The following is a 24,200-nucleotide window of genomic DNA, read 5'->3' on the forward strand; positions in this document are numbered from 1 at the left end:
CAGACGGCCTGACGCCGCCCCCCTGCGCATCAGCGAGCTGGCCCGGGCCGCGGGCGTGGGCATCCCCACGCTCCGGTTCTACGAGCGGCGCAAGCTGCTGCCCCCGCCCCGCCGGACGCAGAGCGGCTACCGCGAGTACACGCCGGAGGACGTGACGCGCGTGCGCTTCATCCGGCGCGCGCAGGAGCTGGGCTTCACGCTGCGGGAGGTCGCCGCCTTCCTCGCGATGTCGGACGGGCGCATCCCCTCCCCCTCCGAGGTGGAGACCTTCGCGGCGGCGAAGCTCCAGGCCATCGACGCGCGCGTGAAGGACCTCCAGCGGATGAAGCGCGCCATCCAGAAGCTGCTGGCCCAGGGAGGTTGCCCACCGGACACCGCGTGCCCCGTCCTGGCCGCACTGGGCGACCTCCCTCCGGCGGCGTCCACGCGCCGACAGCGGCCTGCACCACGGGGGGTGCCAGGCACGTCACGGAATGGTTAATCCTGCGAGCCTGACGTGGCGTTCGAAGGGGAGAGACCAGGTGGGCGGGGAGCGCTTTCCAAGGATGTTTCTGGCGGGAGTCGCGGGGCTGCTGGTGGCCTGTGGTGGCAACACCGGAAGCCGTGGCGTTCCGGGCCCCGCCAGCGGGTCCCCCGACAACGAGACACCTCCCGACGCGGGCCTGCCCTCCCATGGCACGGACGCGGGGACGACGCCCGACGCGGGAGGCGGCCTGGGAACTCCGGACGGGGGCGAGCCCGATGGCGGCCCACCGCCGCAGACCCGCCTCTGTGCGCCCAGCGCGGGCGAGCCCCGCTGGGTGCTCGAAGGCGAGCCCGTCTCCGCCACCGTGACGTGCACCACCGGCCACGCCGCGCCGGACACGCGCTTCGTCGTGGACAACCTTCCTCCAGGCGCCCAGTTCGATGTGGCCACCGGTGCCCTGAGCTGGACGCCCGGCGAGGACCAGGCCGCGGTGTGGCACCTCACGCTCCGGGAAGAGCGCACCGGCGAGACGGGCACGCTCAAGGTCGGCGTGGCGGAGAACGAGTCCGCGCCCGGCAACGTCCCCATCGTCGACCCGGCGGCCTACACGGAGGAGTTCGGCCTGCCGGTGTTCCACCTCTCCTACGAGGACACGTTGACCGGGGGCAGCTACCGGCCGGCGCAGCTCGTCTACCGGGGCCAGCGCTTCGACCTGGAGGCGAAGTACCGGGGCGCCACCTCCAGCGTGCTCCCCAAGCGCAGCCACACGCTGAAGTTCCCGGACGAGGACCTGTTCTCCGAGCCCGTCTTCGGCAACGGCTTCAAGAATCGCAAGCGCGTGGTGCTCATCACCACGTTCAATGACAACGCCTACCTGCGCTCGCGGCTCGCCTTCGACGTGTGGAGCCGGATGAGCCCGGCCCACATCCACCTGCGCACCTACAGCGCGGTGCTCTACGCCAACAACAAGTACGTCGGCCTCTACACGGTGGCGGACCACGTCAACAAGCGCCTGATGGCCGCGCACGGCATCGACAAGGACGCGGACGCCTTCAAGGCCGTGGACAACCGCGCCAACTTCTCGCGGCTGCGCAAGGACGGCACGCCCAAGGCCGGCCTCCACGAGGGCTATGAGAAGAAGGAAGGCGCTCCCGAGGAAGGCGAGCCCGGCGCCTTCGCGCCCATGGAGGCCCTCACCGCCTTCATCGCGGACTCGGACGCGGACGCCTTCCGCGCTGGCTTCCCACAGCGGATGAATGTGCAGGACTACCAGGACTGGTGGATCTTCAACACGCTCATCCTGGGCGTGGACTCGCCAGCGAAGAATGCCTACCACGTCTACGACCCGGCCACCGGCGGCCCCTGGCGCTACATCCCCTGGGACTTGGACGCGAGCTTCGGGCAGTCCTACGACACCACCCGGACCTCGCCCACGGCGCGGCCCACGTTCCGGGAGGACAACCTGCTCTTCCAGCGCATGCTGGCCGACCCCACCATCGCCGGGCCCATGCGCGAGCGCTACCGGGCGCTGCTGCGCGACACGCTGAACGTGGAGGCCCTGCAGGCCCTCATCGACGGCTACGTCCAGGAGACGGCGGCGTCCGCGCGGCGTGACTGGGCGAAGTGGGGCCAGAAGCACCGCGACTTCGGCGACCCGGATGACCCGTGGGGCGGCCACGGCAACTTCTCCTCCTGGCACACGCGCCAGGACTTCAACGCCTACGAGGAGGAAGTCGAGTACGTGCGCCAGTGGATTCGGACCCGATGGGGCGCGCTGGAGCGCCAGTTGCCCTGAACGGGCGGGTGTCCCCTCCGTCGGTGGAGGGGACACTCGGCTCGCTGCCTAGAACGCCGCGGAGCCCGGCACGCGCGGGTACGGAATGGCGTCCCGGATGTTCTGCAGGCCGCACATGTAGACGATGAGCCGCTCGAAGCCGAGCCCGAAGCCCGCGTGCGGCACGGAGCCGTAGCGCCGCAGGTCGCGGTACCACTGGTAGCTCTCCGGCTTGAGGCCGAACTTCTGGATGCGCTGGTCCAGCACGTCCAGGCGCTCCTCGCGCTGGCTGCCGCCGATGATTTCGCCAATGCCCGGGGCGAGCACGTCCATGGCGGCGACCGTCCTCCCGTCGTCGTTGATGCGCATGTAGAAGGACTTGATGGCCTCCGGGTAGTTCATCACCACCACCGGCCGGCCCACGTGCTCCTCGGTGAGGTAGCGCTCGTGCTCCGTCTGGAGGTCCTTGCCCCACTCGGGCGCGTACTCGAACTTCTTCTTGGCCTTCTTCAGGATTTCGACGGCGTCGGTGTAGTCGATGCGCTCGAAGCTGGAGTTGATGAACTTCTCCATGCGCTCGGTGACGCCCTTCTGCACCCGCTCCTCGAAGAACTTGAAGTCCGGCGCGCAGTCATCGAGCACCGCCTTGAAGACATACTTGAGGAAGCGCTCGGCCAGGTTCGCGTCCTCGGTGAGGTCCGCGAAGGCAATCTCCGGCTCAATCATCCAGAACTCGGCCAGGTGCCGCGTGGTGTTGGAGTTCTCCGCCCGGAAGGTGGGGCCAAACGTGTACACCTTGGACATGGCCAGGGCGTAGGCCTCCACGTTGAGCTGGCCGGAGACCGTCAGGTACGCCTCCTTGCCGAAGAAGTCCTTGTGCCAGTCAATCTTCCCCTCCGGCGTGCGCGGCGGGTTCACCGCGTCCAGCGTGGAGACGCGGAACATCTGCCCGGCGCCCTCCGCGTCGCTCGCGGTGATGATGGGCGTGTTGACCCAGAAGAAGCCCTCCTCGTCGAAGAAGCGGTGGACGGCCATGGCCGCGCGGTGACGCACGCGCGTAATCGCGCTGAACGTGTTGGTGCGCACGCGCAGGTGGGCCACGTCGCGGAGGAACTCCAGCGTGTGCTGCTTGGGCTGGATGGGGTACGTGTCCGGGTCATCCACGAAGCCCAGCACCTGCACTTCATCCGCCTGGACCTCGTAGGCCTGCCCCTTGCCCTGGGACTTCACCAGCGTGCCCCGGCTGATGACCGAGCAGCCCGCGGTGAGGTGCAGGATTTCCTTCTCGTAGTTGGGCAGCGAATTCGGAGCGACGACCTGGATGGGGTCGAACGTCGACCCGTCGCTGACGTTGACGAAGCTGATGCCCGCCTTGGAGTCGCGGCGCGTGCGCACCCAGCCGCGGACCTCCACCTTCGTCCCCTCCTCCACCCCTCCCGCGAGGGCCTTCTTCACACTGACGACCTGCATTGACGCTCTCCCTTGAGCCGTTTCGGGGACTGCGAGTTAGCCGGGCCCCGGCCCCGAGGACAAGGGCGCTGTGCCCAAGTGCCCCCCCAGGCCGCCCGGAGGCGCTGCTGGGGGCTCCAAGCACCCCGCCAGGACGCCTGAAACCCGGCCAACCGTGTCAGACCCTCCAGGTATCTTTCTCCCATGGTCGCCCGAAAAGGGGACCCGCGATTCCACGAAACCCTCACGTCCCTCGCGGGCCCCACGGCCTGCCCTGGCCGTGCCCTACCTGGAGAGTCACATGGCTACTCGCAAGACGTCCAAGCGCAGCGTCGTCGCCCGCAACCGCTCCACCGAGGCCACCAAGGCCGCCTTCGAGGAGCTCGCTCGCAAGGCGCGTAGCAAGCCCATCGTCTCCACCAAGGAGCAGGACGCGCAGGAGGCCCACGCGAAGAACGTCCTCGCGGACGTGTCCAACCTCACCGCCGAATCCGCCGTGAAGAAAGTCACGGAGGCCGGCCTCACCATCAACAAGACGCTGGCCGGCATCAACGAGCAGGTCATCTCGCTGGTGGAGGAGCTCAAGCAGCTCGACGAGGCCATCCAGCTCAAGACGGAGGAGCTGAACGGGCTGCACGGCAAGGACGTGGCCGCCAGCGCCATCGACGTGCTCGTGGCCGAGTACGACAAGAAGAAGGCCGCGCTCGAGGCGGAGCAGGAGCGGCTCCAGAAGGACATCGAGGACACCCGGGCGAAGGCCGCCGCGGACCAGTCCGCCGAGCGGCAGGCCACCGAGGTCGCCCGCAAGCGCGCCGAGGAGGCGTACGCCTATGACACCCAGCTCCAGCGCAAGAAGGAGCAGGACGCCTTCGCCGAGTCCCTGCGCCAGCAGGCCGCCACCGAGCGCGACCGCAAGGAGAAGCTGGAGAAGGACTGGGCCACGCGTGAGGACGCCCTGAAGCAGCGGGAGAAGGAGCTGGAGGACCTGCGCAAGCAGGTGGCGGACTTCCCGCTGGTGCTCAAGAAGGAGACGGACACCGCCGCGGCGGTGACAGGCAACCGGGTGAAGTCCGAGTGGGAGCTGAAGCTCACGCTCGCCACCAAGGACGCGGAGACGGCGCAGCGCGTCGCCGCCATGGAGATTTCCTCGCTCAAGGAGACCGCCACCAAGCAGGCCCAGGCGCTCCAGACGCTCCAGACGGAGCTGGCCGAGGCCAAGCGCCAGGTCCAGACCATCGCCGAGAAGGCGCTCGAGTCCGCGTCCGGCGCCCGCGCGCTGGCGGAGGTCCAGGGCGTCATCGCCAGCCGCGACTACAGCAAGGGCAAGTAGCCCGCGGCGGGGGGAGTCTTGGGCTCACGGCTTATTGCCGCCATCCCGGGTGATGACAGGCTTTGAGCGCTGTTAGACTCCTGGAATGGACAAGCCCCCCGGCGGGAACGCGTTTCCCACGCAGCTCCTCTATGAGCGAATCGGTGGCTATTGGCTCACCCAGGTCATTGGCGCGGCGGCCCGTCTGGGAATCGCGGACCTGCTCGCCCAGGGGCCTCGGAGCAGTGACGCGCTGGCGGCCGAGCTCGGCGTCAGCGCGGACGGCCTGTACCGGCTGCTGAGAGGCGGCATCCCCGCGGGCATCTTCCAGGAGGTGGGTGAGCGGACCTTCGCCCTGACGCCCATGGGCGAAGGGCTCCGCTCGGACGTCCCTGGCTCGCTGCGGGACATGGCCATCGCGCAGAGTGACCGTGCCCACTGGCTGCCGTGGGGCCAGCTCACCGAGGCCGTTCGCACCGGGAAGTCCACGGTGCGCGCGGCCCTGGGCACCGACATCTGGGAGCACTTCGCCAGGCACCCCGAAGAGGCGGCGCACTTCGCCCGGGCCATGGGCAACCTGTCCGCCCTGGTGGCCCACGAGCTGACGCAGCAGGTGGACTTCTCCCCCTTCGCCCATGTGGCGGACATTGGCGGCAGCCAGGGGGCGCTGCTGGCGCAGGTGCTCCGCGCCAACCCCGCCTGCCGGGGCATCCTCTTCGACCTGCCGCACGTGCTCGAAGGCGCGAAGGCCTTGGTGGAGGCCCAGGGCCTCACGGGACGGGTGGAGCTGGTGGGCGGCAGCTTCTTCGAGCCGGGGCTCCCCTCCGCCGAGGCCTACCTGCTCAAGCACATCCTCCACGACTGGGATGAGGACTCCTCCCTCGCCATCCTGCGGCACCTCCATGGCGCGGCGCCCGCGGGCGCCCGGCTCTTCGTGCTGGAGCTGGTGATGCCCGACAACCAGGCGCCCTCCCCCGTGCCCCTGCTGGACCTCAACATGCTGGTGCTGGTGGACGGACGGGAGCGCACGGCCCACGAGTTCCAGTCGCTGCTGGCCCGGACGTCCTGGGAGCTGGTCCGCATCAGCCCCACCCAGGGCGGCACCTGCATCATCGAAGCGGTGAAGCGCTGAGCTACGGCGCGACCTGTTCGCGGAGGAGGAAGAGCTCCGCGAGCAGGTTGTCCACCGGCGCGAAGTCATCCGTGAGCAGCAGCGCGGGGCCCGCGGCCAGGTAGGCGTCAAGCTCCGCGCGAGGCACCCGGCCCGTGCGCGGCTGTTCAATGCCCTGGCCGCGCAGCAGCTCCGGCAGGCGCTCCAGCGCCATGGGCCGCGCCGAGCCCGCGACGATGTAGACACCCTGCCCCTTCGAGCCGCTGCGGGCGTCGTGGAGCAGCTCCACGTGGGGGAAGACGTCCTGCATCGTCCGGAGGGCCGAGCGCAGGAAGGAGCCCCGGGGAATCTCGTCGATGACGGTCAGCAGGTAGAGGCCGTCCGGCTTGAGCAACGAGCGCACCAGCACGTCGTACTCGCGCGTCATCAGGTGGTAGGGCACCGACAAATCATTCACCGCGTCCTGGACAATCAAGTCGTACGCGCCGCGCTCCGCCATCTCCTGGAGGAACTGCCGCCCGTCCAGGCTGAAGGAGGTGATGCGCGTGTCCGGCTTCACGCCGAAGCGCTCCAGCGCGATGCGCGTCACGGCCGGGTCTATCTCCACCACCTCCATCCGGACCTGCGGGACGTAGGTCTCCACCCAGCGCGGCACCACGTAGCCGCCGCCGCCAATCACCAGCACCCGGGGCTCCGCGGTGCGCGCGGCCACGTGCCGCACCACCTCCGAATGGATGTACCCGTGCGGATAGCCCAGGTACGACGGGTCCTCCAGGTCCACCAGGGTGTGCGTCAGGTGGTCCAGCTGCATGGCCAGCAGGCGCCGGCCGTCATGCTCCACCTGGTTGACCTTGATGCAGAAGTAGTCCGTCTCCTCCGTGCACGGAGACGCGAACAGGCCCAGCGCGCCGAACATCCCCGCCAGCGCGAGCGTGCCCGCGGTGGCGCCAACGAAGCGGGGCCGCCGCCACACCTGTCCCACGAAGGCCGCCAGCGCCACCAGGCCCAGGCTGGCCCCCATCACCAGCGGGTAGACGCCCACCTTCGCGATGAGCCACCAGCCGGTGAGGAACGAGCCCAGCAGCGCGCCCGCGGTGCTCCACGCGTACAGCCGGCCCACGGTGCGCCCCGCCCGCTCCACGTCCGCCAGCGCCAGCCGGAGCACCTGGGGTGACAGCGTGCCCAGGGCCGTCACCGGCAGCAGGAACACCGCGGCCGTGTACGCGACGATGCGCGCCTGCAGGCCCAGGCCGTCGAAGTGGCCCTTCAGCACCAGCCACTGGTGGATGGGGGGAATCAGCAGGCAGCTGGCCGCCGCAAGCAGCATGGAGCCGGCGAGCACCTCCTGCCGGGGCCACCGGTCCGCCAGGTGGCCGCCCACGAAGTTGCCCAGCGCCATGCCCGTCAGCACCACGCCGATGATGCCGGTCCAGCTCAACAGGGAGACGCCCACGGTGGGCGCCAGGATGCGGCTGGCCGCCAGCTCGATGGCGAGCGTGCAGAAGCTGGCGCTGGCCACCAGGAAGCACGCCAGCGCGGGCCGGGTGCGCAGGTCCACGCCTGTCGAGGACGGCGCGGCGTCCGCTTCCGCCACGGCGGACACCGGGTGGACGGGCGGCGCGGACACGGAGGCCCTGGGCAGCGCCAGCAGCGCGCACAGCAGCAGCGCGCCCGACACGGTGAGGACGATGGTGGGCACGGGGAACCACGCCAGCAGCACGAAGCCCGTGAGGAAGTTGCCGGCGAGGCTCCCCAGCGTGCCCAGCGCGTACAGCAGGCCCACGATGCGCCCCGCGCGCGACAGGTCCGGCAGCAGCAGCCGGAGCGCCAGCGGCGTCACCATGGCCAGCACGAAGCTGACGGGGAAGAAGCCCAGGAACGTGAGCAGGAAGGTGCGTGGCAGCACGGGAATGGGCCGCAGCGCGGCGCCATCCCCCAGCACGGCCACCCATCCCAGCGGCAGGAGCGCGAGCACCGCCCCCAGCGCGGTGAGGCCCGCCAGCCACCGGAACGACGCGCCCCGCTCCGACAGCCGGCCGCCGGCGTAGCTGCCCAGGCTGATGCCCGCGAGCACCACGCCGATGATGCTCGTCCACGTGTGGAGCGAAGCCCCGATGAAGGGCGCCAGGAGCCTGGCCGCGGCCAGCTCCAGCACCAAGGTGGCGCAGCTCGTCACCAACACGAGGAGGGCTGCGCGAAGCACATTTAGACGAGACGCGGGGAGAAGAGCCATGCGGTGGCCGCGACTGTACCATCCCCGTCCGGGGCGCCCATCCGTGCTGGCGGGAATCACCCGAGGTGCGGGGAACCACGCCCGGCGCATACGATGGGGGCGACCCACGCCGGAGACCCCGTCGATACGTTGGAGGCCCTGACCGCATGGATACCGAAGCGCTCGCCCGAATCCCGGGCGTCAACCCGAACGTCCCCAACGCCGCCCGCATCTACGACTACACGCTGGGAGGCACGCACCACTTCGAAGCCGACCGGCAGGCGGCGGAGTCCATGTTCTCGCTGGTGCCATCCACGCGGAAGTGGGTGCGCATGCTGCGCGCCTGCCTGCGCACCGCCGCGCAGCGCCTGGCCGCAGACGGCTTCCACCACTGGGTGGACTTCGCGTCGGGCCTGCCCACCGGAGACCATGTCCACGCCGTGCTGCCAGACGCCCGCGTGCTCTACAGCGACGTCAACCCGCTCACCATCACCACGGCCCACCATCTGCTGGGGGACACGCCTCGCGTGCGCTACCTGGAATGCGACATCCGCCAGGCGGGCGCCTTCCTGCGGCGGCCCGACGTGAATGCCTTCCTGGGGGGAGAGCGCCGCGTCGCGTTCGGCGCCAACGGCATCACCGTGTTCCTGTCCACCGAGGAGAACCGCCAGTTCTTCCGCGACCTGTACGACTGGGCAGCCCCCGGTTCGAAGTTGTTCACCACCTTCGAGACGAAGTCACCGGACCTCAGCACCCCGAAGTGGGAGCAGTTCGTCGGCATGTTCCGGCAGATGGGCGAGTCCTTCCAGCTCTACTCGCTGCCCGAGTACCTGGACCTGTGTGGCCCCTGGGCCCGGGACGCCACCGGCGTGCTGCCCGTGCGCGAGTTCCTCGGGCTGCCCCCGGAGCACATCACCGCCGAGGACCGCGAGGGCGTGGGCATCGAGTTCTACGCCGTCGTCCTGGAGAAGCGCTGAGCGTCCTCACCGGGTGGAGCGAGCGTGCGGGCAGGCGCTCGCGCGCATCCCCGTCGGGGCGGCACCTCGCCACGCCTCCCTGCCGTCTGCCTCCCCAGCGGCGCGTGACTACCGTCTTTGCAGGCGACACGCGCACACGAGAGGAGACGGAGCATGTTTCAATCGAGAAGGCGTCGGGTTTTTGCGGGCGTGATGATGGGAGCGGCCCTGTCGGTGGCCAGCGTCGGGTGCAGCTCGACGCGCCAGGCGAAGGTGGACGAGGCGTGGCTGGCCCGGGTGCCAGAGGACCAGTTGGGCGACGTGCGGGATGCCCAGTCGCAGCGGCGCATGGCGCAGGACGCGGTCACCCGCTCCGAGGTGGCCGTCAATGACGCCAACCGGGAGCTGGAGGTGGCCAGGCGCGAGCTCGACGCGGCCAAGGCTCGCCGGGACGCGCATGACGCCGCGCTGAAGGCCGCCAGGGCCACCGGCCAGAGCAGCAACATCACCCAGGCGCAGTCCGAGCTCCAAGGCGCGGACTCGGGCCTGCGCGCGGCCCAGGCGCAGGTGAAGTACCGCGAGCAGGCCATCAAGACGATGGAGGCCCAGAAGGAGCTGCGGGAGAGCGAGCTGGCGGTGGCTGACGCGAAGCTCCGACAGGCCGAATACGAGGCCCTGAAGGAGAACCAGGACGTGCGCGCCCAGGACCTGTCCGAGGCCGACTTCGCCTCCGCCACGGCGGACGCCCAGCGCAAGCTGGAGGAGTCTCAGCGCAAGCTCCAGTCGACCCAGCGCCAGGAGCAGCAGGCCCGCGCCACCTGGGAGCGGATGCGCAGCCAGGCGCAGGGCTACGGCGGCAGCGGCACCGAGTACGAGCAGCGCAATCCGTAAGAAGTCACGGCGACCACCGGCCCGGCCGAGCCAGGACTGGCGCGGCCGGGTCCGGGACGCATCACTTCGGCGGGCGGAAGACGTACTGGAACACGGGCGCGTCGGGCCCCGGCGGGTACTGCGCGTCCATGAAGGCGAAGTGGGCGTGGCCGGCGATGACCGCCTCGTTGAGGCTGTCGTAGAGCACCGTCACGCCGGTGGCTCGGCCGGAAGCGTCCACCTGGACCTGGACCTTGAGGTTGCCCTTGAGGCCCGGCGTCTCCTGGAGCCGGTTCATGTAGAGCGCGACCAGGCCCATGGATACCCGGTTGTAGATTTGCTCCTGCGTGCCCCGTGCGGGCTGGGACGGCAGCCGGAAGTGGCGCACCAGCGCGGCGGCCTCGCGCTCGGCCTCGGCGACCTGGCGCTCGGGAGCCGCCAGCGCGGCGCGGTAGGCGGCCAGCGCGTCCTGGTGGCGCGCCTGCTTCAACACCAACCGGGCTCGCAGCACGTGGATGTCGGCGCGGGCGGGCGCTCGCTTGGAAGCCTTCACCAGGTGGGCCTCGGCCGCCGTGGCGTCTCCGCGCGCCTCGGCCAGCTCGGCCAGGCGAAGCAGGGGCTCCGGGTCTTCGGGCGCGGCGGCGGCGAGCCGGACCAGGGCCTTGTCCTCCGCGTCGGCGCGGCCCAGCTCACGGTGAAGCCGGGCCAGCGCCCCCAGCGACGCAGGCGCCACACCGCCCAGCTCCGCGTAGCGCTCCAGCGAAGAGGCCGCCTTCTCCTTCTCCGAGGCGGCCAGCCACAGGTCGGCCTGGAGCCGGTGCGCCTCCTTGTCCCGGGGCTTGAGGGCCACCAGCTTCTCGCCCGCGGTCGCGGCGGCACGCACGTCGTTGGCGGCGCGGGCCAGTTGCGCCAGCTTCCGCAGCGCCTCGGGTTGCTCGGGCCAGGCCTCCACCGTCCGCGTCAGCTCCGCGCGCGCGTCCGCCTCCCGCGCGGGAATCCCCGCCAGCAACATCGCCAGGGACGTCCGAATCTGCGGCGCATCCAGCTGCGCGAGCGCCTCACGCAGCCGGGCTTCCGCCTCCGCGGGCTTGCCCTCCGCCTGGAGCAGCACGCCCTGCGCCCACAGCGCCGGCGCGAAACCCGGTGCCTGCTTCAGGGCGGCGGCGATGGGTGGACGCGCCTCCGCCAAGAGCCCCCAGCGCACGTAGATGAGCCCCATGCCCACGAAGGGCCAGGGGTTCTCCGGGTCCAGGGTGGAGAGCGCCTTCAGCTCGTTCCAGCACGCGTCCGAGGGAAAGCCGAGCCACGCCCGGTACATGCGCGGCATCAAGTCCCCGGGCCGCGCCCGTGACTGCGCCTCGAGCTCGCCCTCCATCACACTGGCGCGGCCCCGTGCCCGAGCCGTCTCCAGTCGCCGCAGCGTCGCCATGACCTCCTCGGGCGGGGGCAGCTCCCGGCGCACCACCGCCCCCCGTGCCGGAGCGGCGAGCACGAGCAACACGAGGCACAGCGGGAGCGCGAACGAACGGGAGGCCATGGGGCGCGCGGACGATAGCAGACGCCCGTCCAGCGGAGGCTGCCTGCTCCCTTGGCGGCACGAACTCAGCGATTCCAGGGAAGCCCCGCTCCGGAAGGACGAACCTCCCGGAGCGGCGCCTCGACCTTCACGTCAGGACGACGGGCTCAGCCAATCTCCAGCCGGCACGTCGAGCTGCAACCGTCGCGGCTGACGGTGTTGCCGTCATCGCACTCCTCGCCTTCGTCCTCCTGGGTATCGCCGTCGCCGCAGCGCGGGCCCCAGAGGCAGCCGCGGCCGCATTCGCCGTAGCCGCCGGCGTTGACGCCGTCATCGCACTCCTCGCCGGCGGCCTCGTCCACCACGGCGTCGCCGCAGGTGGCGGTGCACTCGGTGCGGGCGGTGAGGAAGTTGTTGAGCGTGAGGCGGTACGAAGAGCCGTGGGTGTGACGCTCGGCCTGGAACACCACGACCTCGTAGATGCCCCCCAGCCGCAGGCCCAGCGCGCTCGCCTGGCTCGACATGGTGATGGTGCCCGTCGCCGGGCCGTGCACGCCGCCCAGGTCCAGCGCCAGCCGCCCGTTGACGAAGACCCACACGTCGTCGTCGCCGCGGAAGGTCAGCACCTCGGTGCCCTTGTACTCGAACCAGTACCGGGCCTCGCTGGTGAAGTGGAAGTTGCGCTGCTGGCCGATGGTGTCCTCGCGCGTCGGCTCGAAGCCCGCGGCCACCCAGCCGCCGCTGTAGAGCGGCTCGTTGTCGAGCGGGAAGAAGTGATCGTTGTCGAAGACGTACGAGCCGTTCTGCTGACGGTCGAGCACGAAGCTGCCGACGATGGTCTTGTTGACCTGGTCCACCGCCCGGTACCACTGGTCGAACGCGGCCCGGCCGTTGGTGTTGTTCGACGGCTGGCCTTCCTTGGCGTAGACGGGGCGGCCGTTCGCGTCGAGCCGGTTCTGCAGGATGCCGTCCTCACGGCCCGCGTTCTTGTTCTGGAAGTCGATGTGGCCGCGCGGCAGGTCGCCGGTGGCCGGCAGGTCGTAGCCTCGGAAGTCGCGGTAGACGACGGGGATGGACACCTGCGCCGGCGGCTCCTGCTCGATGAGCACGCACGCGAAGCCCTCCTCCAGCTTGCAGTCCGGCGAGCAGCCGTCATTGGCGCGCGTGTTGCCGTCGTCGCACTCCTCCACGGTGCTGCCGGGGAGGATGAGCCCGTCACCGCACGTCTCCGCGCAGGTGCCGTCCTCGCAGCGCGGCTCCCGGGTGCACAGCGGCGAGCAGCCGTCACCCATCACGGTGTTGCCGTCGTCGCACTGCTCGGTGCCCTCGGTCACGTCGTCACCGCAGGTGGTGCGGCTGCACGGCTGACCCGGCGGGCACTTCCAGCCGTCCTCGAGCCGGCAGACATCGCTGCAGCCGTCGCCCGGAGCGGTGTTGCCGTCCTCGCACTCCTCGTCACCGGCGATGATGCCGTCACCGCACTCCTTGGCGCGGCAGCGACCACCCTGCGCCGGGCACGCCCAGCCACTCTCAATCCGGCAGCTCCCGTTGCAACCATCACCGCTGACCAGGTTCCGGTCGTCGCACTCCTCGCCGTCCTCGACGCGGCCGCTGCCGCAGCTCATCAAGCGGACGCACGGCTCGCCCGGCACCTCGCAGAGGTACCCACCCTCCACCTCGGTACACGTCGCGTTACAGCCGTCGCCGTCCGTGGTGTTGCCGTCGTCACAGGCCTCGTGGGACTGGCGCTGGCCGTCACCACAGTCGGTACCAGCATCCGCCGTGGACCCATCCGGGATGTTCGGGTCGGTGCCGGCATCTGGCTTCGCCGAACCTCCCCCGCTGTTACAGGCCACCAATGTGAAGAGGAGAGATGCGAGCAATGTGCTCGCCAGACGAGACCTGCGATGGGGGTTCACCATGGGAGCAAATGCTGAAAGTGCTTCGCACGGCTGTCAACGCGTCACGGCAAGTCAGCGGATGCGCGGTGCAGACGGCACGCAGATGTGCAGGCAGGACGGACTTTCCGTGCGCTTCCCGTCCTCTGCGCACATTTGCATTCATGATAACAACGGCCGAAACATCACTTTCGTAGAAAGCCGCAAGTGACGTGATTCACGGGACTCATACACCCCGTGCGGGCCGCTCAGCGCGCCCCCACCGGCGTCACCGGGCCACGTTGCGGACGTACTGGGCGTAGAAGCGCACCGCGTCCGCGTAGCCCTTCACCGACACGCGCTCGTCCTTGCCGTGGAGGCGTGACAGGTCGGCGCCGTCCAGGCGCAGCGGCATGAAGCGGTAGACGTTCTCACTCAGCCCGGTGAAGTAGCGCGAATCCGTCGCGCCCAGCATGAGGTACGGGGCCACGACGACGTCGGGGAACACCTGGCGCACGCTGCGCTGGAGCTGCGACCACGCCTCGGAGTCCATGCGCGACACGGGCGACGGCTCGCTGATGAAGCCCAGGGTGCCCACCTTCACCCGCGGGTCATCCACCACGCGCCGCACGTGCTCCAGCACGCCCTCCACGGAGTCCCCCGGGAGGATGCGGAAGTTCACCACCGCGCGGGCGCGGGCGGGCAGCACGTTGTCGCGCTCGCTGCCCTCGAACATGGTGGCCGCGGTGGTGGTGCGCACCGCCGCGTTGGTGGTGGCCTTCGCGGTGAGCTGGCGCAGCACCAGCGGCTCGAACAGCCACAGGTTGGCGAAGAGCGTGCGCATCCCGAAGCCCATCTCCGGCCCCGCGAACTCGAACAGGGCCCGGCTGCCACCGCGCAGCTTCGCGGGCATGGGCGCGGCCTCCAGCCGGGAGATGGCGCGGCTCAGCACGCCCACGGCCGTCTGGGGCGGCGGCATGGAGGAGTGGCCGCCTTCGCCATCCGCCACCAGCTCCGCGCTGGCGAAGCCCTTCTCCGACACGCCGACCAGGGCCACCGGTGACGCCACGCCGGGCACGGTGCCGGACACAATCATCCCGCCCTCGTCCAGCACGGACTCCAGCGTCACACCCCGCTCACGGAGCAGCTTCGCCATCGCCTCCGCGCCCTCGCGCCCCCCCACCTCTTCATCCCCACCGAAGGCGAGCAGCACCGTGCGCCTGGGCTGGAAGCCCGCCGCGAGCAGGGCCTCCACGGACTCCAGGATGCCGAACACGCTCCCCTTGTCGTCCAGCGCGCCCCGGCCCCAGACGTAGCCGTCCGCCACCAGGCCGCTGTAGGGCGGGTGCGTCCAGGAGGCCTCCGTGCCGGGCTCCACGGGCACCACGTCCAGGTGCCCCAGCAGCAGCGCCGGGCGCAGCGACGCGTCCGTCCCCGTCCAGGTGTAGAGCACCGAGTGCGCCCCCACCGGCTCGCGCTTCAGCGTCTGGTGGAGCCGGGGGTACTGCTCCCGCATGTAGTCGTGGAGCGCGGTGAAGGCGGCGTCCTCCGCGGGCTGCCCCTCCGCCGCCGCCAGCGTCTTGAGCCGCAGCGCGCCGCTCAGCCGGGCCGCGGCGGCATCGGCGTCCACGGTGAACGCCGCGGGCGCCTCCGGCTGGACCTGCCGCGACGTGAAACGAAGCGCCTTCGTGAGGAGAACCCCCGCGAGGGCAACGACGACAACCAACAACGACAAGAGGATGCGTTTCATCGGCAAGGCTCGCGGTGGGGGCACCTCACGCTAGCAAAGGCGGCCCGCCACCCCATTGCTTCTCAAGGGCAGGCCCCCGCGGCGGGCCCGCCTCCACGAATTACGGACTTACAGCACTGTAACTATTTTCCATCTTCACCGCGAAACACAAGTCGTGTAGATGACGCGAATCGGCACAGGGGGTGCGCAGTGAAGAAGCCGTCCACGATGTGGAGACAGCGCTGGCTTGGCCTGGTGTTGGGGACACTGGCTGGCTGCGCCGGTGGAGGTGCGGAGGACCCGGGCCTTCCGGGCGCCCCGGGCGCGGCCACGGCCCAGGCGGCCGACGCCGAGGCCCTGGTGACGTGGCTGCCGCCCACGAGCGACGGCGGCCACCCGGTCATGTACTACATCGTGCGCTGTGAGCCCGCCTGTGGCGGCGCCATCGTCACGTCGGACCAGTTCCAGGCCACCGTGCGCGGCCTCAACAACGGCTTCGCGCACACCTTCAAGGTGTCGGCGGTGAACGTCAAAGGAGAAGGCCCCGCCTCCGTGCAGTCGGAGCTGGTGACGCCGCAGCCCGGCCTCTCCATCTCCAACCCCACCGTCCCGGGCCAGCCCCGCGGCGTCCGGGCCACGCCGGGTAACGGGCACGCCTTCGTGAGCTGGCTGGCCCCGGCCAGCTACGGTGGCCGGCCGCTGCGCCAGTACCGGCTGACGGCGGAGCCTGGGGGCATCTCCGTGACGGTGGACGCGCCGGCCGCGAGCGCCGTCATCCCCGGGCTGGTCAACGGCGTGCCGTACCGCATCACCGTGGCGGCCACCAACGAGCAGGGCGAAGGTCCCCTCGCGGTCGCCAACCCCCTCCAGCCCCGCGCCGGGGGCGAGCCCACCGAATGGGTGACGGGCTACTTCGTGGGCTACCAGCTGTGGATGCAGCCGGTGGACGCGGTGGACCTGGCGGGCATCACCCACCTCGTCGTGGGCCGCGTCAAGCCGAACCCCAACGGCACCCTCAACGCGAACTTCGACGCCAACGTCGACGACAGCCACGGGCGCGCCATGGCCAAGGCCCTGGCGACGCGCGCGCACCAGCAAGGGCGCAAGGCGCTGCTGATGCTCGGCGGCTTCGGCGAGCATCAGAACTTCGTGCACGCGGCGTCCGCGGCCCAGCGCGCGCACTTCATCCGCAACATCCTCCAGCTCATGGACGAGTTGGGCTACGACGGCATCGACGTGGACTGGGAGCCCATCATCCTGGCCGCGGACATCCCGGAGGGCGCTCCCCGGGAGCCCGATGACGGAGCGCCCCTGCTCGCGCTGCTGGAGGGCCTGCGCGCCGCGCGCCCGGACATCATCCTCACGGTGCCGGTGGACTGGCTGAACTCCAACTTCCCCATGAGCCGTTATCGCGCCGACTTCATGAAGCAGCTCGCGGCGCGCGTGGACCAGCTCAACATCATGTCCTACAAGATGAGCGGCCACTGGGGCGGCTGGGAGAGCTGGCACTCCAGTCCGCTCCACGGCCACTCGCAGTTCCACCCCACCTCCGTCTCGCACTCCGTGGAGGGCTACCTGGACGCGGGCGTGCCCGCGGGGCGGCTGGGCGTGGGCATCGGCTTCTTCGGGACGTGCTGGGGCGGCGTGACGGAGCCGAACACGCCCCTGGATGGCCGCGAGGGGGTCTTCGAGGGCCAGAGCGACAACTTCATGAGCTACACCAACATCATGACGCACTACTACCGCGCGGACGCCAGCCGCTGGGACGACGTGGCCCAGGTGCCCTACCTGTCGTTCCCCTCCGGCCACGGCCCGGGGCTCTGCAACTACGTCTCCTACGAGGACGCGCGCTCCATCGCCGTCAAGGGCCAGTACGCGCGTGAGAAGAACCTGGGCGGCGCCATCATCTGGACCCTCAGCCAGGGACACTTCCTCCAGCCGACGAACGGCCACAGGGACCCGCTGCTGGACGCGGTGAAGCACGCCTTCCTGGACCCGTGAGCGGCGAGAAGCACTGGCGGCGGAGCGCCCGCTCCCGCACCATGGTGGCCATGGAGACTTCAAAGTCCGTGGCCACCGCGCTCACCATCGCCGGCTCCGACAGCGGCGGCGGCGCCGGCATCCAGGCCGACCTGAGCACGTTCGCCTTCCACCGCGTCCATGGCACCAGCGCCCTGACGGCCATCACCGCGCAGAACACGCTGGGCGTCACCCGCGTGGACGTGCTGCCCCCCGAAGCCGTCGCCGCGCAAATCGACGCCGTGGCGTCCGACATCGGCGCGGGCGCGGTGAAGACGGGCATGCTCGTCAACCCGGCCATCATCACCACGGTGGCGCAGCGCCTGCGCGCGCTGGGCCTGGGCCCGCTGGTGGTGGACCCCGTCATGGTGTCCCGCGCCGGCGCGCGCCTCATCGACGACGCGGCCGTGGGCGCGCTCAAGGAGCTGCTGCTGCCCCTGGCCACGGTGGCCACGCCCAACCGGCACGAGGCGGAGCTGCTCGCCGGCATGAAGCTGGAGACGCTGGAGGACATGCGGGAGGCCGCGCGCCGCATCCACCGGCTCGGCCCCCAGGCGGTGCTGGTGAAGGGCGGCGGCATGACGGGCGCGCTGCGCGGCACCGACGTCTGGTTCGACGGCGAGCGCCTGGTGACGCTGCACCTGCGCGCGGTGGACACGCGCAACACCCACGGCACCGGCTGCACGCTGTCGGCGGCCATCGCCGCGCACCTGGCGCTGGGGCGCACGCCGCTGGAGGCCACCCGGCGCGCGAAGGACTACGTCACCACCGCGCTGGAGCACCCCCTGCCCCTGGGCAAGGGCCCGGGCCCCTTCAGCCACTTCTTCCCGCTGGAGGGGTAGCCCGGGCTCGTCACCGGGCAGCTACTTCGCGGCCTTCTTTGGCGCGGCGGGCACGGGGAAGCCGCGCTTGCGCATCAGCGCCTGGATGCCCGCCTCACGGCCCCGGAAGGCGCGGTACGCGTCGGCCGGGTCCAGCGTGTTGCCCACGGAGAAGACGTGCTTGCGAAGGAGCGCGGCCACGTCCTTGTCGTAGGCGCCCTTGCCTTCGGTGAAGCGCTCGTAGGCGTCCGCCGTCAGCGTGTCCGACCACAGGTAGCTGTAGTAGCCCGCCGAGTACCCGTCACCCGCGAAGACGTGGCCGAACTGCGGCGTGCGGTGCCGCATGACGATTTCCTTCGGCATGCCCAGCGCGTTGAGCGTGTCGCGCTCGAAGGCATCCGCGTCAATGGGCGTGGCCCCCGCCAGGTGCAGCTTCATGTCCACCAGCGCGCTGGACAGGTACTCCACCGTCCCGAAGCCCTGGTTGAAGGTGGAGGCCTTCTTGATGCGGTCCACCAGCGCCTGGGGGATGGGCTTCCCCGTCTGGTAGTGCAGCGCGTAGGTGTTCAGCACCTCGGGCGTGGACAGCCAGTGCTCCAGGAGCTGCGAGGGGAACTCCACGTAGTCACGCGCCACCGCCGTGCCGGCCAGCGACGGGTACGTCACGTTGGAGCTGAGGCCGTGCAGCGCGTGGCCGAACTCGTGGAACAGCGTGGAGGCATCCTCCCAGCTGATGAGGACGGCCTCACCGGGCTGGCCCTTCACGAAGTTGGAGTTGTTGGAGACGATGGTGGTGACCTCCCCCTGGAACCGCTCCTGGCGGCGGTACGCGTTCATCCACGCGCCGGAGCGCTTGCCCTTGCGCGCGTAGGGGTCGAAGTACCACAGGCCCACGTGACGTCCGCTGGCCTGGTCCTTCACCTCCCAGACGCGCACGTCGGGGTGGAACACCGGCACGTCCGTCACCGGCGTGAAGGAGAAGCCGAACAGCTCACCGGCGACCCAGAACATGCCCTCGCGCAGCTTCTCCAACTGGAGGTAGGGCTTCACCTCGTTCTGGTCCAGGTCGTACTTCGCCTTGCGGACCTTCTCCGCGTAGTAGCGGTAGTCCCAGGGCTCGATCTTGAGCTTCGCGCCCTCCTGGTCGGCCGCGCGCTGCATGTCCGCGACCTCTTCGTGGGCGCGGGCCACCGCGGGCTTCCAGACGGCCTCCATCAGCTCCATGGCGCGCTCGGGCGTGCGGGCCATGGCGTTCTCCAGCCGCCAGTGCGCGTGCGTCTTGTAGCCCAGCAGCGTGGCGCGCTCGGCGCGCAGCTTCAGGACTTCGGCGATGATGGCGTTGTTGTCGCGCGCGTCGCCGTTGTCACCGCGGTTGACGTAGTTGCGCCAGACCTTCTCGCGCAGGTCGCGCCGCGACGAGTACGTCAGGAACGGCTCCATGGAGGAGCGCGTGTTGGTGATGAGCCACTTGCCCTTCTGGCCGCGCGCCTCGGCCGCGGCGGCGGCGCCCGCGCGCACGGAGTCCGGCAGGCCCGCCAGGTCCGCCTCGGACTCCAGGACGACGGTGTAGCCCTCTTCGTCCGCGAGCACGTTCTGGCTGAAGGACGTGTAGAGCGACGCCAGGCGCTGGTTGATGGCCGCCAGCTTCTGCTTGGCCGCCGCGTCCAGCTTCGCGCCGGAGCGCACGAAGCGCGTGTAGTGCAGCCAGGTGAGCCGCTGCTGCTCGGGCGTCAGCTTCGCCTTGTCGGGAGACTGGTACACCGCCTCGATGCGGCGGAAGAGCGCCTCGTTCTGGTAGATTTCGTCGCTGAAGGCGGCCATCTTCGGCGCCATCTCCCGCTCCAGCGCCTGGAACTCCGGCCCGCTCATGGACGAGCTCCAGATGCCGTAGAGCGTCTCCACTGCACTCTGCGTCTTGCCGGCGGCCTCCAGCGCGACGAGGGTGTTCTCGAAGGTGGGCGCCGAGGTGTCATTGACGATGGCCGCCAGCTCGCCGCGCGTGCGCTCCATCGCGGCCTCGAGCGCCGGCTTGAGCAGCGCTACCTTCACCTGGTCGAACGGCGGCACGCCGCCATGGGGGCCCGCCCACTTCGCGAGCAGCGGGTTGGCCTGCTCCGGAGCGGCCGGCGCGGCGGGGGCGGCTGGCTGCGGCGCGGTGGCCATGTTCTGGGACTCCTGCGAGGTCGTCGCACAGCCAGCGGACACGAGCACGGCCATGCCCGCGCCAGCGAAGAAGAGCTTACGCATGTAGAGGATGTCTCCCAATGAAAGGGGCTGAAGAGGGGCGGAGCCTAACGGCATCCCGCCGCGAACCGGGGGACGGAATCGCGGGCGCACCAACATGCCTGCCTGCCCATCTGTTCCCGGCCAACGCCGTGGCCACGGGAAAGACGCGGTGTGTTACACCCGTGCCCAATGACCGCGACGAGCACGCTGAAGGACCGCATCGAGAACGCCGCGCTGCTGGCGAAGGTCGTCCCCGTCGAAGAGGCGGTGAAGCACGTCGTCCACGGCAGCACCGTGGCCATCAGCGGCTTCACCAGGTCGGGCGAGCCGAAGACGTTCCTGCCGGCGCTCGCCTGGCACTTCTCCCAGTCGGCCCCGGACGCCCGCATCACCCTGCTGTCGGGCGCGTCCCTGTCCGAGGACGTGGAGGGCCCCATGGCGCCCTTCATCGCCAGGCGCGGTCCGTACATGTCCTCGCCTGCCTCGCGGCGCCGCATCCACGCCGGGGAGATGGACTTCACGGACGTCCACCTGTCCGCCTTCGCGCGCAACCTGATGTACGGCTTCTACGGCGACATCGACGTGGCTGTCGTCGAGGTGTCGCGCATCCGCGAGAATGGGAGCGTCATCCTCACCTCGTCGGTGGGCATCAGCGCGGAGGCGCTCGCCCGCGCGAAGAAGATTGTCCTCGAGGTCAACACCTCGGGGCCGGACTACACGGGCTTCCACGACATCGTCCTGCCCGCCGTCCATCCGCACGTGGGCTGGCCGCTGCCGCTGGTGAACGTGAGGGACCGCATCGGCAACCCCTACGTGGAGTTCGACCTGAGCAAGGTGGTGGCGGTGGTGGAGTCCCGCACGCCCGACCACCCGGTGCCCTTCAAGGCGGCGGATGACACCGCGAAGCGCATCGCCGAGCACGTCATCGACTTCCTGATGCGCTGCCGCGACCAGTACCAGTGGGGCAAGCGCCTGCCGCCCATCCAGTCCGGCGTGGGCAACGTGGCCAACGCCATCATCGGCCAGCTCTACGACTCGCCCTTCCAGAAGATCCGCTTCTGGACCGAGGTCTTCCAGGACGGGATGCTGCGCTACGTGGAGGATGACGCGAAGTTCGAGTACGCGTCCGCCACCGCGGTGTCCTTCTCCTCCGAGGGCCGCCAGCGCTTCCTGAACATGTTCGAGCGGAGCAAGGACCGGCTGGTGCTGCGGCCGATGTGGCTGTCGAACAGCCCTGAAATCATCTCCCGCCTCTTCGTCATCGCGATGAACACCCCCATCGAGGTGGACATCTACGGGCACGTCAACTCCACGCACATCGACGGCTCGCGCATCGTCAATGGCCTGGGCGGCTCGGGTGACTTCTTCCGCAACGCGTACCTGAGCATCGTCCACACGCCGTCCACGCGTCGGCTGCGCGACGGCCGCACGGTGAGCTGTGTCATGCCGTACGTGCGACACATCGACCACACCGAGCACGACATCAAGTGCGTCGTCACCGAGCAGGGCTACGCGCTCAACATGGACATCCGCTCGCCGAGGCGCCGCGCCCAGGACATCATCGACCGCTGCGCGCACCCCTACTTCCGGCCGATGCTGCACGCGTACCTGGACATGGCGGGCCCCGGCGACGAGCCGCGCGCCACCGACATGAAGGTGCTCCAGGGCTGGTGGGCGGACTACGACGCGGCGACGCGCGCCTTCCCCCAGGGCGGCTGAGGCACCGGCGGTGGAGCGCAACGGCCGCGAACCCTGTCCCCCGGAGCTGGCCGCCCAGCTTCGGGAGGTGGACCGCCTGCGACGCAGCGGGCGGTACGCGTCCGCGCTCTCGCTCGCGCGGGCGCTGGCGGAGGCCCACCCCCGGCAGGCCCGCGTGCTGATGGAGGTGGCGCAGACGCTGGCCATCTGGGGCGGCGTCCCCGCGGAGGCGCTGGAGTGGTACGAGCGCGTGCTGACGCTGGCGCCCGGACACCTCACCAGCCGGCTCCACCGCGCCCTGTGCCTGTCTCGCCTGGGCCGCCATGAGGAGGCGGTAGCGGACTTCGACGCGCTCGTCGCGGCGGGTTACCGCAAGGCCCTGGTACTGCACATGAAGCGCGCCGAGGCACTGGAGGCGCTGGGCCGGGATGAAGCGGCGGAGCGGGACTGGACGCTCGCGCTTGCGGAGGCCCCGGGCAACCCGTGGCTGCTGCAGCAGCGCGCCGCCGCCCGGGCCCGCTTGGGGCGGTTGGACGACGCGGCGAAGGACCTCACCGAGGCGCTCGCGTCCCAGACGGGCGACGAGGTGGACCCGGAGCTGCTGCACGCGCGCGGCGTGCTGCGTGCGCGGCAAGGTGACGTGGACGGGGCGCGCGCGGACTTCGAAGCGGGGCTCTCCGCCTTTCGTGAAGGCGACCCTCCTGCGCTGCTGGACGCGCTCCGAGAAGGAACCCTCCGCAAACCATGACGGGCGCCGTGCGGACGGTGACGCGCGACCGCCTGTTGTGGTGATGTCTGCTTTGCATCCTTCAAAGAGGCACGACATGACCCAGAAGAAATTGAAGGAGTACAAAGGCTTCGTCTGGACCCAGGACCTCGTCAAGCCGGGTCTGCGAGTGACGGTGATGGCGACCGACCCTGAAGAAGCATTCCTGCTTCTCGAGGAGAAACATGGTCAGGGCACCATCTTCGACCTGCACAATGAAGAGGAAGCGAACACGATTCGCTAGCGATGCGGCGGCGGAGCAAGCCTGGACGCGCGCCCTCTGGTGTCGGTGTGCTCCGCCCGGTCAGGCCGCGACGTCGGCTTCAGGCTCCCGCCGCACCTTCGCCAGCGCCGCCACGACGACCTCCGGCCCCGAGCCCTGCTTGTGGGCATTCTCACTCAGGTGCCTGCGCCACGCGCGGGCCCCTGGGAGCCCCTGGAAGAGCCCCAGCATGTGCCGGGTGATGGCGCCCAGCGGCGCGCCGCGCAGCATGGCCTTCTCGATGTACGGCAGCATCGCCTCGACGACGTCATGCCGGTGCGGCACCGGCGTGGTGGCGCCGAAGAAGCGGCGGTCGGCCTCGGCCAGCAGGTACGGGTTTTCGTACGGAGCGCGGCCCATCATCACCCCGTCCACGTGGCGCAGCTGCTCCGCGGCGGCGTCCAGCGTCTTGATGCCGCCGTTGATGCGGATGTCCAGGTGCGGGAACTCCGCCTTGAGCCGGTGGACCAGGTCGTAGCGCAGCGGCGGCACGTCGCGGTTCTCCCGGGGGCTCAGCCCCTGGAGCCACGCCTTGCGCGCATGCACGATGAAGCGGGTACACCCCGCCGCCGACACGGTCCGGATGAAGCCCTCCAGCGTCGGCCACTCCTCCAGCTCGTCGATGGCGATGCGCGACTTCACCGTCACCGGGATGCTCACCGCCTCCCGCATCGCCCCCACCAGCCGCGCCACCAGCTCCGGCTCCGCCATCAGGCACGCACCGAAGCGCCCCGACTGGACGCGGTCGCTCGGGCAACCCACGTTGAGGTTGATTTCGTCGTAGCCCCACTGCTCGCCGACGCGGGCCGACTCGGCGAGCGCCGCCGGCTCCGAACCGCCAAGCTGGAGCGCCACCGGGTGCTCCGCGGCGTCGTAGCCCAAGAGCCGCTCCCGGTCGCCATGCAGGATGGCGCCCGTGGTGACCATCTCCGTGTACAGCAGCGTGTGGCGGCTGAGCTGGCGATGGAAGTACCGGCAGTTGCGGTCCGTCCAGTCCATCATCGGCGCGACAGACAGCGGCATGGGAGAAGTCGGCATCATGCGAGAACCCGGGGCAGCAGCCGGAGCGTCCCGTTCGGCGGGCCGCTCCCCTGCCGCCTGCATGTAGCCGGGTTTGCCGCCCCTGCCCACCCCTTTGC

Annotated in this window: 18 protein-coding genes; 11 read left to right on the forward strand and 7 right to left on the reverse strand. The window is 70.3% G+C overall.

Annotated elements, in window-relative coordinates; all coding sequences use genetic code 11:
- Positions 1-481: heavy metal-responsive transcriptional regulator (locus tag G4D87_RS10435; protein WP_240358167.1), on the forward strand; the 481-nt coding region annotated here is incomplete at its 5' end.
- Between the two features lie 64 nt (positions 482-545).
- Positions 546-2,261, forward strand: a complete 1,716-nt coding sequence (locus tag G4D87_RS10440; RefSeq protein ID WP_205507511.1) for a CotH kinase family protein — start codon at positions 546-548, stop codon at positions 2,259-2,261.
- Between the two features lie 48 nt (positions 2,262-2,309).
- On the opposite strand, the gene asnS is transcribed toward G4D87_RS10440, so the two are convergent.
- Complete coding sequence (gene asnS, locus G4D87_RS10445) at positions 2,310-3,710, reverse strand: asparagine--tRNA ligase (RefSeq protein ID WP_163781467.1); 1,401 nt, start codon at positions 3,708-3,710, stop codon at positions 2,310-2,312.
- A gap of 280 nt (positions 3,711-3,990) precedes the next feature.
- Here asnS and G4D87_RS10450 point away from each other — a divergent pair, with 280 nt between their 5' ends.
- Together G4D87_RS10450 and G4D87_RS10455 are read left to right on the forward strand one after the other, a co-directional pair.
- Positions 3,991-5,019, forward strand: coding sequence for a coiled-coil domain-containing protein (locus G4D87_RS10450; RefSeq protein WP_163781468.1), 1,029 nt, complete (start codon positions 3,991-3,993; stop codon positions 5,017-5,019).
- Positions 5,020-5,104: 85 nt separating this feature from the next.
- A complete protein-coding gene (locus G4D87_RS10455) occupies positions 5,105-6,130 on the forward strand; it encodes a methyltransferase (RefSeq protein ID WP_163781471.1) in 1,026 nt (341 codons plus the stop codon).
- Between the two features lies 1 nt (position 6,131).
- On the opposite strand, the gene G4D87_RS10460 is transcribed toward G4D87_RS10455, so the two are convergent.
- The gene (locus G4D87_RS10460) at positions 6,132-8,291 is read right to left on the reverse strand and encodes a fused MFS/spermidine synthase (protein ID WP_240358168.1); all 2,160 of its coding nucleotides are present in this window, start codon (positions 8,289-8,291) and stop codon (positions 6,132-6,134) included.
- Between the two features lie 197 nt (positions 8,292-8,488).
- On the opposite strand from G4D87_RS10460, the gene G4D87_RS10465 reads away from it, so the two are divergent.
- Both G4D87_RS10465 and G4D87_RS10470 read left to right on the forward strand, forming a co-directional pair.
- Positions 8,489-9,298 carry an SAM-dependent methyltransferase gene (locus tag G4D87_RS10465; RefSeq protein WP_163781476.1) on the forward strand — a complete coding sequence of 270 codons (810 nt, stop codon included), beginning with the start codon at positions 8,489-8,491 and terminating at the stop codon, positions 9,296-9,298.
- Positions 9,299-9,490: 192 nt separating this feature from the next.
- On the forward strand, positions 9,491-10,168 hold the full coding sequence (locus G4D87_RS10470) for a hypothetical protein (protein ID WP_240358170.1): 678 nt from the start codon (positions 9,491-9,493) through the stop codon (positions 10,166-10,168).
- Between the two features lie 61 nt (positions 10,169-10,229).
- On the opposite strand, the gene G4D87_RS10475 is transcribed toward G4D87_RS10470, so the two are convergent.
- The 3 genes from G4D87_RS10475 to G4D87_RS10485 form a co-directional block, all read right to left on the reverse strand.
- Complete coding sequence (locus tag G4D87_RS10475; protein WP_240358169.1) at positions 10,230-11,684, reverse strand: hypothetical protein; 1,455 nt, start codon at positions 11,682-11,684, stop codon at positions 10,230-10,232.
- A 146-nt stretch (positions 11,685-11,830) separates the two neighbouring features.
- Entirely contained in the window at positions 11,831-13,585 is a 1,755-nt protein-coding gene (locus G4D87_RS10480; RefSeq protein ID WP_163781478.1) for a DUF4215 domain-containing protein, read from the reverse strand.
- 244 nt (positions 13,586-13,829) lie between these two features.
- Positions 13,830-15,290 carry a M20 family peptidase gene (locus tag G4D87_RS10485; protein WP_205507517.1) on the reverse strand — a complete coding sequence of 487 codons (1,461 nt, stop codon included), beginning with the start codon at positions 15,288-15,290 and terminating at the stop codon, positions 13,830-13,832.
- A gap of 207 nt (positions 15,291-15,497) precedes the next feature.
- Between G4D87_RS10485 and G4D87_RS10490 the strand changes: the two genes are divergently transcribed.
- Both G4D87_RS10490 and thiD read left to right on the forward strand, forming a co-directional pair.
- The gene (locus tag G4D87_RS10490; protein ID WP_205507519.1) at positions 15,498-17,270 is read left to right on the forward strand and encodes a glycosyl hydrolase family 18 protein; all 1,773 of its coding nucleotides are present in this window, start codon (positions 15,498-15,500) and stop codon (positions 17,268-17,270) included.
- A 41-nt stretch (positions 17,271-17,311) separates the two neighbouring features.
- The gene (gene thiD, locus G4D87_RS10495; protein ID WP_163781496.1) at positions 17,312-18,130 is read left to right on the forward strand and encodes a bifunctional hydroxymethylpyrimidine kinase/phosphomethylpyrimidine kinase; all 819 of its coding nucleotides are present in this window, start codon (positions 17,312-17,314) and stop codon (positions 18,128-18,130) included.
- Positions 18,131-18,151: 21 nt separating this feature from the next.
- On the opposite strand, the gene G4D87_RS10500 is transcribed toward thiD, so the two are convergent.
- Entirely contained in the window at positions 18,152-20,356 is a 2,205-nt protein-coding gene (locus G4D87_RS10500; RefSeq protein ID WP_163781483.1) for a M3 family metallopeptidase, read from the reverse strand.
- 168 nt (positions 20,357-20,524) lie between these two features.
- On the opposite strand from G4D87_RS10500, the gene G4D87_RS10505 reads away from it, so the two are divergent.
- From G4D87_RS10505 to G4D87_RS10515, 3 genes are all read left to right on the forward strand, one after another.
- Positions 20,525-22,054 carry an acetyl-CoA hydrolase/transferase C-terminal domain-containing protein gene (locus G4D87_RS10505; protein ID WP_163781485.1) on the forward strand — a complete coding sequence of 510 codons (1,530 nt, stop codon included), beginning with the start codon at positions 20,525-20,527 and terminating at the stop codon, positions 22,052-22,054.
- A 10-nt stretch (positions 22,055-22,064) separates the two neighbouring features.
- Complete coding sequence (locus G4D87_RS10510; protein WP_163781487.1) at positions 22,065-22,781, forward strand: tetratricopeptide repeat protein; 717 nt, start codon at positions 22,065-22,067, stop codon at positions 22,779-22,781.
- Positions 22,782-22,857: 76 nt separating this feature from the next.
- Positions 22,858-23,043 carry a hypothetical protein gene (locus tag G4D87_RS10515; protein WP_163781489.1) on the forward strand — a complete coding sequence of 62 codons (186 nt, stop codon included), beginning with the start codon at positions 22,858-22,860 and terminating at the stop codon, positions 23,041-23,043.
- A gap of 60 nt (positions 23,044-23,103) precedes the next feature.
- On the opposite strand, the gene dusA is transcribed toward G4D87_RS10515, so the two are convergent.
- Complete coding sequence (dusA, locus tag G4D87_RS10520; protein WP_163781491.1) at positions 23,104-24,102, reverse strand: tRNA dihydrouridine(20/20a) synthase DusA; 999 nt, start codon at positions 24,100-24,102, stop codon at positions 23,104-23,106.
- Positions 24,103-24,200 lie beyond the last annotated feature (98 nt).

It is taken from the genome of Myxococcus vastator, from assembly GCF_010894475.1.
GTDB lineage: Bacteria > Myxococcota > Myxococcia > Myxococcales > Myxococcaceae > Myxococcus > Myxococcus vastator.

What these genes read in the sequence shown, in the direction of transcription:
- G4D87_RS10440 (WP_205507511.1), top strand. Translation starts at nt 546, where the DNA reads ATGTTTCTGGCGGGAGTCGCGGGGCTGCTGGTGGCCTGTGGTGGCAAC.
- asnS (WP_163781467.1), bottom strand. Translation starts at nt 3,710, where the DNA reads ATGCAGGTCGTCAGTGTGAAGAAGGCCCTCGCGGGAGGGGTGGAGGAG.
- G4D87_RS10450 (WP_163781468.1), top strand. Translation starts at nt 3,991, where the DNA reads ATGGCTACTCGCAAGACGTCCAAGCGCAGCGTCGTCGCCCGCAACCGC.
- G4D87_RS10455 (WP_163781471.1), top strand. Translation starts at nt 5,105, where the DNA reads ATGGACAAGCCCCCCGGCGGGAACGCGTTTCCCACGCAGCTCCTCTAT.
- G4D87_RS10465 (WP_163781476.1), top strand. Translation starts at nt 8,489, where the DNA reads ATGGATACCGAAGCGCTCGCCCGAATCCCGGGCGTCAACCCGAACGTC.
- G4D87_RS10470 (WP_240358170.1), top strand. Translation starts at nt 9,491, where the DNA reads ATGATGGGAGCGGCCCTGTCGGTGGCCAGCGTCGGGTGCAGCTCGACG.
- G4D87_RS10475 (WP_240358169.1), bottom strand. Translation starts at nt 11,684, where the DNA reads ATGGCCTCCCGTTCGTTCGCGCTCCCGCTGTGCCTCGTGTTGCTCGTG.
- G4D87_RS10480 (WP_163781478.1), bottom strand. Translation starts at nt 13,585, where the DNA reads ATGGTGAACCCCCATCGCAGGTCTCGTCTGGCGAGCACATTGCTCGCA.
- G4D87_RS10485 (WP_205507517.1), bottom strand. Translation starts at nt 15,290, where the DNA reads ATGAAACGCATCCTCTTGTCGTTGTTGGTTGTCGTCGTTGCCCTCGCG.
- G4D87_RS10490 (WP_205507519.1), top strand. Translation starts at nt 15,498, where the DNA reads ATGTGGAGACAGCGCTGGCTTGGCCTGGTGTTGGGGACACTGGCTGGC.
- thiD (WP_163781496.1), top strand. Translation starts at nt 17,312, where the DNA reads ATGGTGGCCATGGAGACTTCAAAGTCCGTGGCCACCGCGCTCACCATC.
- G4D87_RS10500 (WP_163781483.1), bottom strand. Translation starts at nt 20,356, where the DNA reads ATGCGTAAGCTCTTCTTCGCTGGCGCGGGCATGGCCGTGCTCGTGTCC.
- G4D87_RS10505 (WP_163781485.1), top strand. Translation starts at nt 20,525, where the DNA reads ATGACCGCGACGAGCACGCTGAAGGACCGCATCGAGAACGCCGCGCTG.
- G4D87_RS10515 (WP_163781489.1), top strand. Translation starts at nt 22,858, where the DNA reads ATGACCCAGAAGAAATTGAAGGAGTACAAAGGCTTCGTCTGGACCCAG.
- dusA (WP_163781491.1), bottom strand. Translation starts at nt 24,102, where the DNA reads ATGATGCCGACTTCTCCCATGCCGCTGTCTGTCGCGCCGATGATGGAC.